Here is a 16512-nt window from a genome sequence, read left to right as displayed (position 1 = left end):
AAATTAAAAAAGGGCAGAGTGGATATGGAATTTATAATTGAAGCAGGAAAGTTATCTGACATCGATGAAATAGAGAGGCTTTACAACGAAATGAATGATGCCCTGGAGGCTGGTATAAATTATCCCGGTTTTAAGAAGGGAGTATATCCCGTAAGGGAAAATGCTGTTGAAGGAGTGGAGGAAGGCTACCTCTATGTGATAAGATGTGACGGAAGGATTGCAGGCAGTGTCATATTAAGCCATAAACCGGAGGAAGCCTATACCTCTGTTACCTGGAATACAGAGTATTCTTATGACAAGATTATTGTCATCCATACCCTGACGGTCCATCCGGATTTTGTCAGGAGAGGAATCGGATATTCGTTAATGAATTTTGCAGAACAGCATGCCAGGAAACAGGGAATGAAGGCAATCCGGCTGGATGTATACGAGAAGAATTATCCGGCAATCCGTTTGTATGAACGGTGTGGTTATGAGTATGTGGGAACCGTAGATTTAGGCTATGCCGAATACGGACTGCCCTGGTATAAGTTATATGAAAAGGTACTGTAGGAGTTCATAGAAAAATACCTGCTTATAAAATTAATGTATTTTACCTCTGCCGGATATAAAGCCATAGTAACAAAGGTTTATATCCGGTAGAGGTAAAAGTGAAATTCAACTGATACAGTGTCGCTGTTTTCGATATATATACCCTGTTAGAAACAGCTGAAAATATAGAAGAAATAACAGAGCGAAACGATACTTTAGTGTAAGCAGAGACTTAAGCAGCAGCAGCTCTCTGGGATTAGGAGGCAGATACTGCAGCTGTTGGAGCTGTTCTTTTAAGGTATCCGTGACCTTTGCCAGATAAGAGAAATCAGACCATCTGGTGGGAACGAATTTTCTGGCAAAGATAAGAGGATTACCAGTTTTGTAATAGAAAAAGAGTAGCAGAGACAGGGTTATAAAGGTTAGACCGAGATAGGCAAGTAGTTGTTTTTTTGATTTTTTTCCGTAAATAATACAGTGATGCAACATAAAAATCAGAAGGCAAATAAGTGTCAGCCACAAGGGCAGCAGAAAGGAAGAATACAGAAGATGGCCGTAAAAGTACCCATCAATCAACGAATAATCATCCGTCAGGCTGCTGCCTGCAAGAAAGGCAGAAGCGTACATTTCTTCTTTTCCTTTGCCTTTTTCAGTTATTTTCAGCTCAAGATTAGAAAAGGTTTCGGCTCTTTTGGAGCTCTGCACCAGAAACACAGGAACAGAACTTTTTACAATACCTCTGACAATATAGGTGTTGTTTTTATATAACAGCTCATTGTTAACGGCAGTTATAGTACCAAATAATTCATAGGCAGTCTCCGAATCCAGAACACAGCCGTAAGTATCCTCCTGATAGACATAATTACCCGACAGCAGCGACATGGGTATGGTATCCCTCATATTGCCCCAAAGAGTTACTGCCAGAACTTTAGCCTTGCGGCCAAGATAAGGATTAATAAGTTCTGCCCCTTCTTCTGTTTTCCAGGCTGTCAGGGAGAGAAGGGTATCACTGTAAAAGTTTGGGTCGGATTCCTTTTCCATCGCTTCAATTAGAGAAGTTTTACTTATTCCGGTTTTGTGATCCCTGATACTGACACTGGAAAAGAAGTCTCTATAATAGGAAGTATCCATAATACACCGGCTCATAAACCAGAGAAGCAGAAGGCCTGTTATTAAGAAAAACATCAGCAGTCTATTCCGTTTCATTTGCCATCACCCGGTCCCCTTCTGAAATATCTTTGCTGCTGCCGGTAATTATAATATCCTCGGAGGTAAAAGAACCGCTGATTGCAGCAGTGTTCCGGTCTTTTTCTTCAACAGTTACATCCATACGGAAGGCAGTCTGCTCTGTTCCAAGAACAGTAGCCTTTTCCTTGACCATAAGTACATAAGTACGGCTGCCGGCATCCTGTCTGATAGCCTGGAGGGGAACACAGTTGGGATATTCCTGGGAGGCTTTCTTAAGACGGTAAGTCAGGCTTCCGCCTTCTTTATAATTTCCATCAGGAAGAAGTGCAGTAAAGGTAACCAGGCCTTCTTCGTCAGGCAGCCCTAATGTCTCTATGGAAGAGGTAAAGGGAGTGTTGGTGTCATAACTTTTGATTTCGATTTCATCGCCTTCAGAAAAATACTTCAGATTATCCTTATTCCCTTTCATGACCAGCTCAAAGCCACCGGTAAGGATAACCAGCTTCTCACTGCCAGTTAAGGTAATACCATAATCCAGCCCGGAATTGCCGATGATACCTTGAACAGGAGAATATACCCTGCCTTTTTGTGCAATTACTTTATTAAGCTTTGCAATTTCTTCTTCTTTTGAATTGATATCCAGCTGAAGCATGGATTGATCTAAGCTTATGGTAAGTTTACTGGTTTCTTCGTTACTTTGTTTTACCGTTAGCTCTGCTTCAAGCTTCTCTCTCTGAAGCTTTGCAGTTTCAAGTGTTCTTCTGGCGGTTTCTTCTGCTTTTCTGGCATCTTTTATATCTTTGCTGTAATCATAGCTGCCTTTCTTGATTGCCTGTATATCGCTTTCCAGAGTTTCTGCTTGTATACGGGCTTTCCTTATCTTTTCGTCCCATTCTTTTTCTGCAGCTTTCGCATCTTCCTGCGCTCTGTCTGCTTTTTCTTTTGCCAGGCGGATATCAGTTTCTTTTATAGCCAGATGATCATACAGAAGCCGGTAAAGGGATTGATAGGAATCCTTTTGGCGGTTAAGATAGCCATTCTCAAGATCATCCTTGTAGGTTAACAGGGCAGTATCGAGCTTGCTGTCTTCAGCCTGCAGTTTATCAAGAGTTTCCTGCGCATCTTCAATGGCACGATTACAGGCGGTAACCTCACTGTTTCTTGCAGAAATCTGCTGCTGGTATGCCTTACGGACACTGTCCTCAGCAGAATACTGATCCTGATAATCAATGGTGGCATCCCATTTACGGGTAGTACTGGCCAGATCTTCTTTTAGCCGGTTCAGGTTCTTTGTGGCAGTTTCTATCTGCTGCTTATGTTCCTTGTATTTATTGTCATAATAAAATTCAAAGACTGCCGTATAGGCTGATTCTGCTGCTCCTTCTTTTTTGCTCTTAACGGCATTGGAGTATACTGTTATAATATCCTCTAATTTAAGAAGCGGCTCTTTTGCCTGTGTCAGACTGCTCTCGGTATCGGTAATGTCACGATTTAAAGGACGCAGTGCATCGGCTTTTCCGGTTTCCAGTTCTTTTAAGGCAGCGACTGACTCTTCATATTCCTTTGTCTTTTTTTCGTTTACGGACTCTTTGATAGTATCAAGCTCTGCTATTGCATCAGCCAGATCCGACTGAGCATTTTCTTCTTGCAGCAGGGCAGCTTCTAAGTCAAGGCTGCTGTCTGTATTTTGAGGGGATAAACTGTTCTTATCATATTGCAGTTTTAATTTTTTAAGCTCCAGTTCCCTGGCACTTAAGAGTTCTTTTAATTGACCCGTATCATAGGTAAATAAGAGTTCCTTTTTCTCGACACGATCCCCGGTCTTTTTATTTATTTTTGAGATTTTATAACCTGCTTCCAGTTTAATGTATTTCTCTGCATTTTCTTTAATGGTACCGGTACCGGACTGTTCATAGCTCAGGTTGCCCCTCTTAGGAGAGAACACGGTTACCTGGGCAAGTGTTACAGAGGCAGCCGCTCTTGAGACGAAAGTAAAAATCAGCATAAATATGAAAAAACCGATAAGCAGTTTTTTGAGTTTCTTTTCCATAAGACTTCTCGTTCCTTTGCTTGATTGTGTGAAATAATTAGCCTTTTAGTCCTGTTGCGGCAATTCCCTGTTCCAGATAGTTCTGTCCATACAGAAACAGTAAAAGAGCCGGTACCAGCATAATAAAAGAGGCTGCAAAAGCAAGGCCTGCCTTATCTGTGGTAATATCCGGCAGATATAAGGACAGAGGCCATAAATTTTTCTTTCGAATGAGAAAGGTCAGGGGCTGTTCAATGGCATTCCAATATTCGATGAAATCCAGCACGATGGCTGAGATTATACCGGAGGCACCAAGGGGAATACCGATTCTGGTAAAGATATACCCTTCACCGGCACCATCAAGCCTTGCGGCTTCCATAAGCGCCTCCGGCAGTTCCTTAAAGAACTTTACCATAATAAAGACCGGAAAGGTGGAGAAGATATTCGGAAGAATAACCGCAAGATGAGTATCTGTAAGCTTCATCCGGAATAACACCAGATAACTGGATACCATGGTCACCTGAAAGGGCAGTATCATTAACAGGATATAAAGGGTAAACAAAAGTTTTTTACCGGGGAAGCTATATCTGGCAAAAGCCCAGGCGGCAGGTACAGCAATTATGAGCTGCCCTGCAAGTACCGGCAGGACCTGAATGCAGGAATTCCAGAACATAACAAAGAACTTCGGGGAATCTAAGAGAAGCTCTGCAAAAGGCTGAAGAGTAGGATAGAGGGGAAGAATCCCCCAGGAAGCCATATCTTCTGATTGTCCAAGGATTGGTCCTATCTTCTGAAACAATTCTCCCCTTCCCATCAGGGAGCCGCTTAAGAGCATCCACAGTGGCAGCCAGACGAGCAGGACAGCAAGGACCAATAATATAGTTATTAGCAAATTTTTTAATGTTTTCATGGTCTGATCTATTCCTTATCAAATCTTAATATCAACAGTATGATTGCCATAAACAAGAAAATACTGAGAACGGCGGCAGCACACATCTTCTGAATGTCGAGGGCAGCAAACCAGTTGTTAAAGATATGCTGCAGCATATAAATACTCTCCTGAGGATAATTGCCTGAGATCAAATAAGCTTCCCGGAAGACCTTAAAGGAATTGACAAAGGACAGGATACCGATCATGAAAAGTGCAGGAGACAGGAGGGGAAGGGTAATATAGCGAAAGCGCTGGAAAGCTCCTGCACCATCTGCACCTGCTGCTTCATAAAGGGATGTATCAATACCGTTTAGACCTGTAAGCCAGAGTATCATATCATACCCTGCATTCTTCCAGAGGTAGCTGAACACCAATATAGTAAAGGCCATATCAGTGTTCATAAAATCTGTTTTGTCACCGCCCAGCTGCAGAATTATTCCATTCATAAGCCCGTTTTCGTGAAAGATCAATTTCCATAGAATTACCATTGAGGCAGTAGGAATTGCCATAGGAATTAATAAGGACGTCTTATAAAAATCCCTGTATTTCTTCCTGCTGTGTATCAGTAAGGCTAATACCAGGGAAATGAATAACAGCAGCGGCAGACATACCAGGATAAATCTTGCGGTATTAGAGATTGCCTGTCTGAAAGCACCATTGGTAAGGACCGTCCTATAATTGGACAGTCCCACAAAGTTATTGTTCATAGCGTCGTAAAAGGAACGTCTTACAACATCTAAGAAAGGAAGCAGTACAAAGACTGTTATACCGGTTAAGCTGGGTAAGAGGAACAGCCAGGGAGTTATATGTTTATTCCTTCTCATATTATTCGGATAAGTAGGTATTTACTTTTGATTTCACTGCGTTAACGGCTTCCGCTAATCCAATATCACCCTTTAAGAAGGAAAGAATCTGTTCTTTCAGGATATCATTTAACTGCTGGTTCATATTGATTGGTTTGTTAACCTGCATTGCTATTTGATAGAGGTTATCACGATCTTTTTTATCCGGCCAGACAGCAGTGAAATCATTTCCTTCCTGATCACTATAGCCAACCATGATATCATCATTAACCTCATCGGTCCATTTCTTTAAGGAGGTGCTGTTAACAGGAAAGCCGTCATAGAGGTTTGCTGACTGTACCTCTTCTGTAAACAAAAATTCCAGGAAGGCTTTTGCAGTCTCTGAATTTTTACTGGCTTTGTTAAGACCTATAATTCCGCTTGGCAGGAAAGTGTTGTTTAAGGAGCTATAGGGATGGCTCGTTTCTTTCGCCAAAGCAAAGGGCATCATGGAGTCAGATACAGCACTGATCTGAGCGTAGACAGCAAGTGTTTTACCGGTTTTTAAAGGAAGATAGCCCATGGAATTCCGGAAGAGGTAAGACTCCGGGGCAACAGTTTGATCATATTCATCTTTGGAAATTATTCCGATGTTGTCTGTAAGTCTTTTTAAGTTTTCGAGGAATTCCTTGAAGTCATCCTCAGAAAGTTTGTTGTCTTTAAAGAAATCTTCTTCATAAAGAGCCAGAAAGTCATTAACCAGCTTCTCAGGAATATAGGAATCCATGAAAGATTTGCCGGAGCTCTCAGCAGTATCGATCAATGTACTTAGGCTGGAAACGGAACTTAATACTTCGGGTGTACCTACTATCAAGGGAATAGCGATACGAATAGGCATCTGGTAGATGGCCCCATCCATTGCATAGCTTTCTGCAATGTTTGGAAGAATACTCCCATCCTCTGCCAAGGGTTTCAGGACATCCGAAATATCTGCCAGTACGCCCTTATCGATGTAGGACTGTGCAGGCAAGCCGTCCAGCAGAATAATATCTGCACCGTTACCGGCTAATAATTCTGTGTTAAGCGCACGTATATAATCAGATAAATTTCCGCCTTCATTTCCCATAGCAACTACATAATTAATTCTGCTATCAGAATTCTTCTGCTGAAAAAGTGCGATAGCCTGTCGGATAGTTGCATTTTCTCTCAGGGAGTAGAGGGTAATCTGATTCTGGGGAACAGCAGAAGCTTCTTTGTCAAAGACATAATGAATAAGGCTTAAGCCCTTTTCGCTCTCAGAGAACAGACAGTAGTAATCTTCCGGTTCCATCTCTCCTGTATAGATTCCTTCGATATAACGAGAAGGCATGCTCATGGAAGTTATGGAGCCGTCAACAGGAACTTCCCAAAGGGTGCCCTCTGAAAGCATCCGGTGAATTCCTTCAGAATCGCCTGTTATAAGGGTTCCGTCACTATTCAGAGAATAAGCGATACCATTGAGCTGAAAAGTATAATCAAGGGTTTTCGTTGTTTTACCTGTTAAGATGTCATAAAAAATAATCTGAGAACTGTTATCACTTGCTGCTATTATGGTATTATCAGAGGCGATAAAGCTTTTCTGGCTGTCTATAGGAACAGTTCCAAGGGCTTTACCCTCCTGAGAATATAGTAAAAGGGTATTGGATTTCCACATATCAGAGAGCACAAGGGTACCGTCTTTTAGCACCTGCATTTTCTGTATGTAGGGATAAAAGGTTTGTTCTTCACCTGTGTATGCCGGTTCTGTCAGGTAGGTCAATGGAATTTCCGCAGAGGTTAAACCGTTGTCATTGGATTTGTAAAGCTTACAGATAGAAGATGCGTTGTTATAATTGGTTAAGGCAGCATATAGATTCCCATCCTCACCGATACATAATGTACTTAGAGTATAACCTGTTAAATCCTTATTGTTTAACCAAGCGGCTTCCCCGGTCTCCCAGGTCTGATCAGCTTTTAATATGTAGCGCTTGTAGCTTGACTTCTCGTCATCATAGGAATAAGTTTCAAACTGCTTCTCTTTGTTTCGAACTACCATCATAGGGGTTTCGGAGGAAGGCATTTCAGGTAAAGCAATTGGGGTTTCAATATATCTGCCCTTTTCTTCTTCTGTGGTTGCATCCGCTGATTTCTTAATTGTCTTCTTGTCCTCCTGTTTTGTACTGCTGCAGCCATAGAGAGAGGAGACGGCAAGGACTAGCAGGAGGAGGTAAGCGAGTAATTTCTTCTTCATTTTCATGTACCTTTCTTTCTATAAAAGTTGAAAATTTAAAATGTGTTTTGTTTGTTCAACTTTATATATTATCCGTTTCAGAAACAGGATAGCAGGAAAATCTCTAAATAATCTTTAAATTAAATACATTGCTAAAATAAATACACTGTTAAAATAATACCCTGTAAGCCGGTAATGGTGATACCGATTTACAGGGCTTTGTTGTTAGGACAATACGGAGGAAAGCACGGAACTAAAAGGGAAGGGAGAGAAGAAAGGTAGCACCGCCTCCAGGGGTATCGTTAAGGGTCAGCGTTCCATCCTGCATTTCTGCAAGCTCCTTTGCAATGCTCAGTCCCAGTCCGTAATGGCTTTTATCCTGCCTGGAGCTATCACCTCGGTAGAAACGTAAGAAAACCTCTTTTTTCTTATCCTCAGGAATGCCGCTGCCATGGTCTACGATTTCTATAAGAAGCCTTTTTTTCTTAGTATAGGCTCTGATTATTACAGTGTCTCCTGCTCTGGAATAAGCGGCAGCATTATCGATAAGAACGGCCAGAATCTGCTTTATCCGTTCTTTGTCACCTTGGATTCCGGGAAGCATTTCATCTTCCAGCAGCACCTTCAGTTCCATGGATTTTTCTTTTAGAAAAGGGTAGAAGAGGTCATAGGTTTCTATTAACAGAGTATCCATATCCAGAGGTTCCCTCTTTAACTGCCAGTGTCTGGCATCTGATGCGGCAAGTAACAGCATGTCTTCTATCAAACCTGCCATACGGCTGCATTCCTTATCTATATTGCCCAGATAGTGGGGGGAATTCTCTACGTCGATTCTGGCGGCTGAGAGGCTGGCGCGAATAACCGCAAGTGGTGATTTCAGCTCATGAGAGGCAGCAGCTATGAATTCCGTCTGTTGCCGTCTGTTCTCTTCCACGGGTTTTAAGGACTTGCCAACAATCCAATAACTTACGAGAAATAAGGCACCGATACCAAGGATATCCGTGATGATAAGAAAGAATATCTGCCCTGGATTAAGAAAGACAGAGATATCCAGCGGCTGGAGCAGAACCAGGCTTCGAACCCCTTTTCCAACTGGTACTACAAATACAGCACCCAGATAACGTTCTCCGAAATTCCCTTTTATTTCATAGGTTTTGCTTTCCACTTCGCTTAAGGACACAGGTCTTGAAGCGGTATCTATCGAATCCTCCCCCGCAGCTTCCTTGAGCTTCTGTATGAGGATATTTCGGTCAGTAAGCGGAGCAAAGGCACCATTATATAAAAGAGGAATTCCATTATCCTCTATATGTATGATGAAATTATTTTTCGCTTCCAGCTGAGACAGCCATAGGTGGCTGAAGCTGCTGTCCATCTGTACATTTTTCGATATAGTGGAAAAATTGCTTCGAAAATTAAAGTACCTATCCTTTATTAACTGCTGATTATTATTCAGCATAACAAAGAGCAGTGTGGCAGTCAGAATAAATCCTGTTGAAGCCGTATAGAGTAATATCAGCTTCTTTTTCAATGAATTAAGCATGGGTTTGATACTCCAATCGGTAGCCGATTCCATGGACGGTCTTTATGGAAACAGTGGTGTCCAGTGCTTTTAATCGCCTTCTAAGGAAATAGATGTAATTATCTATGTTACCTTCTTCTACGAAATCATTTAATCCCCAGACCCGGTTAAGAATCTGCTCACGGGTCAGGATATTATCTTTATTAAGAAGCATAAACTCAAGGAGTGCACCTTCTCTTTTGGATAAAGAAAGCTTCTTCTCACCCTTTGCAGCTACATAGGTGGAGACGTCTAAACTTAGATCGCCACAGGTAAGGTACTGGGAATTCTCAATTTTTCTTGGACGTCTTAAGAGAGCACGTATTCTTGCCATCAATTCGTTCATGGCAAAAGGCTTCACCAGATAATCATCAGCACCTCCGTCAAGACCATCAATCCGGTCATTGATACCATTCATAGCAGTAACCATGATAACAGGAGTAGTAATCCCCTGTTCTCGCAAATCATTAAGCAGTGACAGTCCGTCTCTGCCCGGAAGCATTCTGTCCAGTACAATAACATCATGGGTAAATTTCTCTATATAATACATAGCATCAGCGCCGCTATTGCAGATATCCGTCTGATAGCATTCTTTTTTCAGATGAACTTCAATAGCCCTACAGAGCTCGGCATCGTCTTCTATTAATAAAATTCTCATGGAACAAAACTCCTTTCGTTGCTTTGGAACACATATCACCCGGAAGAGTTAAAGAAAGTTTTCAATCTCTAAGACACCTAAGATCTATATTTTCATATTAAATAAACTGCAGCATATAATTAGCCTTATTTTAGCATAAACTGGGGGAAATGAAAAGAAAGATTGAGGTAATATTACATCAGTAATTATGAATAACCTTATAATATTAGTGGATATTTAAGGGTAATCTAATAGTGCATAAAAGGGTTAAACGCACAATACGAAATCTCGGCAGATATTGGTTTCCTGTTAATGCTCCGGATACAAAACTTCCTGAAACGATAGAAAATGTATTGTCCAAAAACATTTGATAGAGTAAAATAGAAAAGAAAGGCATGTAACTTTTGGAAGAATAAAATAAGCTGGGCATAGTTCAAAAGTTCAGCTTATATATCATACAGAAAGGAGAATGAACTGGCTTAAGCCGGTTCTATAAGACCATGAAAGATTACAGAAATGAATATGAAAAATGGCTGGGAATATCCGCTTTAGATGCAGACTTAAAAGAAGAACTTAACAGTATCAAAGACAAAGAGGAGGATATCAAGGATCGGTTCTACTGCGATTTATCCTTTGGCACCGCTGGCCTTAGAGGCATACTTGGAGCAGGTACCAATCGTATGAACCGCTACGTTGTAGGAAGAGCAACCAAAGCCCTGGGTAAAGTTATTAAGAAACAGGGAGAAGAATTTGCAAAAAAGGGTGTTGCAATTGCACATGACTGCCGTATAATGTCCCCCGAATTTGCTGAGATGTGTGCCCTGATATTTAACAGCATGGGAATTAAGGTGTACCTGTTCGATTCCTTAAGACCTACTCCGGAATTATCCTACGCAGTCCGTTATTACGGTTGCGCCGCAGGTATTAATATTACAGCCAGCCATAATCCTAAAATATATAACGGCTATAAAGTATATTGGGAAGAGGGTTCTCAGATAAAGTCCGGTATAGCCAATCAGATTTTAGAAGAAATCGGTAAGATGGACTTATTTGAAGAAGCAGAACTTCCTGCAAAAGAGAAAGCTATTGAAACAGGCTTGTTAAATATTATAAATAAAGAAGTGGATGAGAGTTTTTATGAGAAAACCATGTCCATCTCCTTAAGAAATGAAGAGGTGGATAAGAATATCGGTATTGTCTATACACCTTTAAACGGAGCCGGCAACATTCCTGTCCGCACAGTCCTTGACAGAATGGGATACACCAATGTTCATGTAGTAAAGGAACAGGAACTGCCCGATGGTACCTTCCCGACCATAGATTATCCCAATCCTGAAGATCATGCAGCCTTTGCCTTAAGCGAGAAACTGGCTCTTTCTGTTGGGGCGGACGTATTAATTGCTACTGATCCTGACTGTGACAGACTTGCAGTTGAAGTGGTTCATAAGGGAGCCATCGAAGCCTTAAACGGCAACCAGGTAGGTGTCCTAATCATTAATTATATTTTATCCTCCATGAAAGAGAAAGGAACACTTCCTGCCAATGCAACAATGGTTAAATCCATCGTAACCGGAGAAATGGGAAGTGCCATAGCAGAAGCCTATGGCGTGAAGATGTTTAATGTACTTACCGGTTTTAAGAATATCTGCGCGCTGGCAAATGATTGGGATACTACGAAGGAATACACTTACGTATTTGGATATGAAGAAAGTATCGGCTATAACATCGGCAGCTACTTAAGAGACAAAGACGGTGTTGCAGCAACCTTAATCCTTGCAGAAATGGCAGGTTATTATAAACGCCAGGGTAAAACTTTAATCGATGTATTAAATGAATTGTATGAAGAATATGGTTATTACCGTGAAAATACCATTTCAATTGTCCTGGAAGGTATAGAAGGACAGGAAAGAATCAAGAGAATGATGGTAGAATACCGTAAGAATAATGCCGGCTCTATCGGAAGCTCCAAACTGGTACAGGTAACAGACTATGAACTTTCAGAAGCAACCAATGTACTTACAGGAGAGAAAACATCCATTGATACAGAGAAAACTGATGCAGTCCAGTTTAAGTTTGAGGATGGCTGCTGGTATACTTTAAGGCCCTCCGGCACAGAACCTAAGATTAAACTGTATATCTATACAAAGTCAGATACGCTGGAAAAGTCAGAGAGTAAATTAAAAGAAATCGAAACAGCAGTACTGGGTGTATTGCACAGTATAAAATAATAGAGCGAACTGGACTGCAGGGTGTAAATATTCTGCAGTCCAGTTATTCTCCAGGAACAGATTGTCTGGAATAATGACGATTGATTGCAGAAGCTCCCAGGCTTCTTTGCTGGGCTTTATTCAGATATTTATGAAAGGAGTTACAATGCAGGGATATAATTGCATCATGGTATTTAGTACAGACAGTAAGCAGCTGTTGTTTTGTAAGAGGAGAAAAGACCCCTATAAGGGATTATACAATCTGGTTGGCGGCAAGATCGAAACAGGAGAAGAAGGGATGAAAGCTGCCTACCGAGAGCTACTGGAAGAGACCGGTATAGGTGGTAATGACATTGAACTTGCTCATATGATGGACTTTAATTATTATAATCAGAATTGTTATGTTGAAGTTTATGCAGGTACTCTGAAACAGGATGTGGAGTTAAAAGAAGAAGCGAATCCTCTTGTATGGCTTGCGGTTACAGAAAATTTCTTTGACCTGACCCGATTTGCAGGAGAAGGCAATATAGGGCATATGTTAGAACAGGTGCTGCAATATGGAATGGGAGAAAAGTAGAAAAGGACAAGCATATACCTGAAGAATAATAAAGGAATATTTTAGAAAAGAAAAATAAAGGAAATACTTGATATTTGTATTAATTTGGGTATAATGGAGTTATATGGTAATTATTTACCCTATTATGTCATTAAATTCTGATAAATCAGCATGAAAAAGGCAAATCCTCCGAAAGGTGGAGACGCAAAGCCACGGGCCTAAGACTTTGTTATGGCAGCCGGGTTACCATGATTACAATCCATGGCCTTGCTATGGATTTTTTTGTATATTCATCATGGGACTTCTTTTCATGAAAATCTGCAAAGGAGAAATTGTATGGAGAAATTTAGTGTTACAGTATCAGGAAATACCTTAAAGATCGTGCTGGATGGTAAATTTGGAGATGAAGATATTGCATCTTTTGGTGCTGCGTACCAGCAGGCAGTAAGCAAAATAAATCCTGCTCAGGTGAATCTGGAGCTGGATGCCAGAAACATGGGTGTTATTACACCGGATAAACAAGAGAAATTAAAGGGCTTCTTTGTCCTTTATAAGCAGACAGGCTTTAAAAAGGTTACTCTTCGAATGGAAGACAGTGCCATACTTGCAATGCAGGTTAGAAGACTTGCGAAAGAAGCAGGTATTGCGGACTTTGAAATTATATAAGATTACAAAGCAGTTGAACTTTAGTTTTTTCCGGGCTAACTGAAAGTCCCGGAAGGAACTTAGTTCAACTTATATTTTTTTGGAGAAGTTTTGAATAGGACATTTCACACGCAGCTTTGTGCCGGAGGCCCAAACTTTGCAGACAGTGAGAAAGGTAAGGGATTAATATGGTTAAATTCAGACTTAGAGAGCTGGCAGTCAGCCATGGTAAGAAGGTAGTTGAAAATGAAGTTTACCTGGAGCATTTTCGTAAAAGAGGAAAAGAAGTAGAACATTTCTTAAAGGATGTAATTGGAAGAGATAAAAGATATATGTTTGAAGATGAGAGCGGAAGCACCTTAACCCTTTCACTGGAAGCAGCTCATGAATTACTTCATAAGACAGGCCTGACAGGGGCTGATATTGATATGATAATTCTGTCCAGCCAGCTGCCGGAATACACAGCCCCTCCTACTTCAATAAAGATACATGCAGCCATCGGTGGAAAAAAGGAATGTATATGTTATGATGTGAATTCCAATTGCTGTGGGATGGCGCTGGCTTTAGAGCAGGCAGCTAAATACATGGCACTGACACCCCATGTTAACAGAACCCTTCTTATTGGGTGTGATTATATTAACATGATGATAAATGAAGAAGAAGAGAATCTGTATGGACATTATGGAGATGCAGCCTGCGCGGTAATCGTGGAAAAGACAGAGGAGGACAGTGGTCTGGTTGATTCTGTTTGTACTGTGAAATCAGAGGGAGTAGATGTGGCTTTATTTCCTGGCTGTGGCTTCTCCAATATATTCCGTGTGGAAAATAAAGCGGATATGCTCATTGATTTTACACCGCCTACGGAAGATGTTCCGGAATCTGCCACGGAATCCATTCAAACACTTCTTACCAGAAATGGTTTGACAAAAGATGATATCAGCATGTTCTGCTTTTCACAGTATGCTCTTATTAATATAAGAAAGATTAGAGAGCTGATGGACATAAAGGAGGAGAACAGCCTTTACATAGGGTATGAGTACGGTTATACCGGTACCAGCAGTCCATTCATCACTCTGTATGAGTCCCTGGAACGGGGTATGGTAAAACGGGGAGATTATATTATTATCTGGACAATCGGCTGCGGTTCTCAAAATATTGGTCTGTTATGTAAATTATAATTATTCAAATGCATGGAGAGTTGCCATAGGACATCATTCTGATAATTATGTGTGCTAACACACAGAGGGGAGAAAATATGTATATTACAAAGACTTTAGCGGAAGTAATGGAGGAAAAATGCCTTCGGTATAATGAAAGAGAAGCGCTGGTATTTCCTGCAAGGAAAGTAACTTATACATTTTCGGATTTACAAAGCCTTACCAATCAGTATGCAAAAGGTCTGTTGTCACTGGGGGTAAAAAAAGGTGATCACCTGGCGGTACTTTCATTAAATTCTCCGGAATGGGTACTCCTTGAACTGGCTGCCGCTAAAATAGGGGCTGTCTTGGTATGCATAAATACAGCCAGTACGAAAACAGAGCTTCTTTTTGCACTTAAGCAATCTGAAAGCTCACTTTTTTTTCTTACCAAAGGGTTTAAGGAGGTAAGCTTTACAGACAGCCTAATGGAAATATGTCCTGAACTTAAAAGTGCTTTACCAGGTAAGCTGTTAAGTGAGAACCTGCCCTGTCTTAAGACAGTGGTTGTATTAGATGACACGGTGCTGCCAGGGACATATCTGCTGTCTGAAATGATTGAGTTTGGTAAGGGTATAGAGGATATTTTACTGTTGGAGGCGCAGAGTAAAGTAAAGGCTCACGATCCGCTGAATATATTTTATACCTCCGGAACCACAGGTAATTCCAAGGGAGTAGTACTTAACCACTTCGTAACTGTTAATAATGCCATAGTCTCAGGGGAACGGATGGAATATGATGAGGATGACAGGATTCTGCTTAGCCTGCCTTTATTTCATGTAATAGGCTTTGTATTAAGTACACTTGCAGGTTTCTTCTATGGCGCCTCCATTGTCATGCTGGAACGGTTTGAAACCAAAAAGGTGCTAAGTGTAATTTCAGAGCATAGCTGCACCGTTTTCAACGGAGTACCTTCCATGTTCCAATTCCTGTTAAACAATGACTTAAGCCAATATGATCTTTCCAGTCTTTCGAAAGGTTTTATTGCAGGTGCCTGCTGCAGCAGGGAGCTTATGCAAAAGATTATAGGGGAACTTGGAATTGATACCATAGCTAATCTCTATGGACAGACGGAGGCCATTGGGATTACACAGATGGCGGCAGAGGATGACTTGGAAAACAGGCTTCAAACCATTGGAAAACCTTTGCCTGGTGTGAATGTTAGAATTGCTGACATTTCAACCGGTCAAGATGTACTGCCAGGGGAAAAGGGAGAGCTGCTGGTGAAATCAGTTTATATAATGAATGGTTATTTTCATAACCCGGAAGCAACCGATAAAACCCTTGATAAGGAAGGCTGGCTGCACACAGGCGATCTTGTGAGTATGAATACGGAAGGTTACATAACCATTGAAGGGCGCATTAAGGACATTATTATCCGGGGAGGTGAGAATATATCTCCGGCTGAGATTGAAAGTGTCTTAAAGCGTTATCCGAAGATATTCGATGCAGCAGTGGTATCTGTTCCGGATAAACTGCTGGGAGAAGAAATCTGCGCTTTTATCGTCACTGCAGAAGGCAGCAGTATGGAGCCTGAGGAAGTAAGAGCCTTTGCTGCTCAGAATATGGCCAGGTATAAGGTGCCAAAATATATAAAGTTTATTCCGGTACTGCCAGCCACCTCCAGCGGAAAGGTGAAAAAAGCAGTATTAAGAGAGCAGGTAAAAAAGGAATTCGAGGAAATCTATAATCAGGAGGCAGCAGTTACCAGGGTATAATAGATAAATCACAATAATTTTAAAATTGTAACAGGAAGAAAAGCTTGCTGATGAAAGTGAAATTAATTTCATCAGCAAGCTTTTCTTTGGTTATACTCTACAATGATTGCAGAATAAAAAATGTATGATAAAACCATTGACAAATAGAAAGGGATAAATTAAAATATTCCCATTATGAAATCATATAATTCATATTAAATTAATATGATATAATTTAACAGAGAATTATTTGCAAAGATGCAAAAGCTTTTAAAGCAGATGCATTGCGTCTGCTTATTTTTGTGCC

General features: G+C 40.9%; 13 protein-coding genes and 1 riboswitch. Of the genes, 6 read left to right on the top strand and 7 right to left on the bottom strand.

Annotation, left to right across the window (positions count from 1 at the left end; genetic code table 11):
• The first annotated feature begins 24 nt into the window (after window positions 1–24).
• The gene (locus BR73_RS0124675) at window positions 25–552 is read left to right on the top strand and encodes a GNAT family N-acetyltransferase (RefSeq protein WP_033168944.1); all 528 of its coding nucleotides are present in this window, start codon (window positions 25–27) and stop codon (window positions 550–552) included.
• Between the two features lie 105 nt (window positions 553–657).
• Here the strand turns inward: BR73_RS0124675 and BR73_RS0124670 are convergent, their stop codons facing one another.
• From BR73_RS0124670 to BR73_RS0124640, 7 genes are all read right to left on the bottom strand, one after another.
• Window positions 658–1737 (bottom strand): ABC transporter permease, encoded by a 1080-nt coding sequence (locus BR73_RS0124670; RefSeq protein ID WP_033168439.1) that lies wholly within the window; start codon window positions 1735–1737, stop codon window positions 658–660.
• Window positions 1724–3769: a hypothetical protein gene (locus BR73_RS0124665; protein WP_033168438.1), complete on the bottom strand. Its 2046-nt coding sequence runs from the start codon at window positions 3767–3769 to the stop codon at window positions 1724–1726. Before BR73_RS0124665 ends, BR73_RS0124670 begins: the two co-directional genes overlap by 14 nt.
• A gap of 37 nt (window positions 3770–3806) precedes the next feature.
• The gene (locus BR73_RS0124660; RefSeq protein ID WP_033168437.1) at window positions 3807–4658 is read right to left on the bottom strand and encodes a carbohydrate ABC transporter permease; all 852 of its coding nucleotides are present in this window, start codon (window positions 4656–4658) and stop codon (window positions 3807–3809) included.
• Between the two features lie 8 nt (window positions 4659–4666).
• Window positions 4667–5503: a sugar ABC transporter permease gene (locus BR73_RS0124655; protein ID WP_033168436.1), complete on the bottom strand. Its 837-nt coding sequence runs from the start codon at window positions 5501–5503 to the stop codon at window positions 4667–4669.
• Window position 5504: 1 nt separating this feature from the next.
• A complete protein-coding gene (locus tag BR73_RS0124650) occupies window positions 5505–7730 on the bottom strand; it encodes an ABC transporter substrate-binding protein (RefSeq protein ID WP_033168435.1) in 2226 nt (741 codons plus the stop codon).
• A gap of 232 nt (window positions 7731–7962) precedes the next feature.
• A complete protein-coding gene (locus BR73_RS0124645) occupies window positions 7963–9249 on the bottom strand; it encodes a HAMP domain-containing sensor histidine kinase (protein WP_033168434.1) in 1287 nt (428 codons plus the stop codon).
• Window positions 9242–9925, bottom strand: coding sequence for a response regulator transcription factor (locus tag BR73_RS0124640; protein WP_033168433.1), 684 nt, complete (start codon window positions 9923–9925; stop codon window positions 9242–9244). Before BR73_RS0124640 ends, BR73_RS0124645 begins: the two co-directional genes overlap by 8 nt.
• A 479-nt stretch (window positions 9926–10404) precedes the next feature.
• Here BR73_RS0124640 and BR73_RS0124635 point away from each other — a divergent pair, with 479 nt between their 5' ends.
• From BR73_RS0124635 to BR73_RS0124615, 5 genes are all read left to right on the top strand, one after another.
• Window positions 10405–12132, top strand: coding sequence for a phospho-sugar mutase (locus tag BR73_RS0124635; RefSeq protein WP_033168432.1), 1728 nt, complete (start codon window positions 10405–10407; stop codon window positions 12130–12132).
• 145 nt (window positions 12133–12277) lie between these two features.
• Entirely contained in the window at window positions 12278–12688 is a 411-nt protein-coding gene (locus BR73_RS0124630; protein ID WP_033168943.1) for an NUDIX domain-containing protein, read from the top strand.
• A gap of 148 nt (window positions 12689–12836) precedes the next feature.
• A riboswitch (cyclic di-GMP riboswitch) is annotated at window positions 12837–12918 on the top strand.
• 85 nt (window positions 12919–13003) lie between these two features.
• Window positions 13004–13333 carry a hypothetical protein gene (locus BR73_RS27945; RefSeq protein ID WP_051685555.1) on the top strand — a complete coding sequence of 110 codons (330 nt, stop codon included), beginning with the start codon at window positions 13004–13006 and terminating at the stop codon, window positions 13331–13333.
• 167 nt (window positions 13334–13500) lie between these two features.
• The gene (locus tag BR73_RS0124620) at window positions 13501–14490 is read left to right on the top strand and encodes a 3-oxoacyl-[acyl-carrier-protein] synthase III C-terminal domain-containing protein (protein ID WP_033168431.1); all 990 of its coding nucleotides are present in this window, start codon (window positions 13501–13503) and stop codon (window positions 14488–14490) included.
• Window positions 14491–14567: 77 nt separating this feature from the next.
• Complete coding sequence (locus tag BR73_RS0124615) at window positions 14568–16226, top strand: AMP-binding protein (RefSeq protein WP_033168430.1); 1659 nt, start codon at window positions 14568–14570, stop codon at window positions 16224–16226.
• Window positions 16227–16512: the final 286 nt, after the last annotated feature.

The organism is Clostridium sp. KNHs205 (genome assembly GCF_000702945.1).
Classification (GTDB): Bacteria; Bacillota; Clostridia; order Lachnospirales; family Lachnospiraceae; genus Anaerocolumna.
Note: the sequence above shows the minus strand (reverse complement) of the source record. Positions and strands in the feature narration are given on the sequence as shown.

Bases quoted from the DNA above. Each gene is read 5' to 3' on its own strand.
- BR73_RS0124675 (WP_033168944.1), top strand. From the start codon at position 25: ATGGAATTTATAATTGAAGCAGGAAAGTTATCTGACATCGATGAAATA.
- BR73_RS0124670 (WP_033168439.1), bottom strand. From the start codon at position 1,737: ATGAAACGGAATAGACTGCTGATGTTTTTCTTAATAACAGGCCTTCTG.
- BR73_RS0124665 (WP_033168438.1), bottom strand. From the start codon at position 3,769: ATGGAAAAGAAACTCAAAAAACTGCTTATCGGTTTTTTCATATTTATG.
- BR73_RS0124660 (WP_033168437.1), bottom strand. From the start codon at position 4,658: ATGAAAACATTAAAAAATTTGCTAATAACTATATTATTGGTCCTTGCT.
- BR73_RS0124655 (WP_033168436.1), bottom strand. From the start codon at position 5,503: ATGAGAAGGAATAAACATATAACTCCCTGGCTGTTCCTCTTACCCAGC.
- BR73_RS0124650 (WP_033168435.1), bottom strand. From the start codon at position 7,730: ATGAAGAAGAAATTACTCGCTTACCTCCTCCTGCTAGTCCTTGCCGTC.
- BR73_RS0124645 (WP_033168434.1), bottom strand. From the start codon at position 9,249: ATGCTTAATTCATTGAAAAAGAAGCTGATATTACTCTATACGGCTTCA.
- BR73_RS0124640 (WP_033168433.1), bottom strand. From the start codon at position 9,925: ATGAGAATTTTATTAATAGAAGACGATGCCGAGCTCTGTAGGGCTATT.
- BR73_RS0124635 (WP_033168432.1), top strand. From the start codon at position 10,405: ATGAAAGATTACAGAAATGAATATGAAAAATGGCTGGGAATATCCGCT.
- BR73_RS0124630 (WP_033168943.1), top strand. From the start codon at position 12,278: ATGCAGGGATATAATTGCATCATGGTATTTAGTACAGACAGTAAGCAG.
- BR73_RS27945 (WP_051685555.1), top strand. From the start codon at position 13,004: ATGGAGAAATTTAGTGTTACAGTATCAGGAAATACCTTAAAGATCGTG.
- BR73_RS0124620 (WP_033168431.1), top strand. From the start codon at position 13,501: ATGGTTAAATTCAGACTTAGAGAGCTGGCAGTCAGCCATGGTAAGAAG.
- BR73_RS0124615 (WP_033168430.1), top strand. From the start codon at position 14,568: ATGTATATTACAAAGACTTTAGCGGAAGTAATGGAGGAAAAATGCCTT.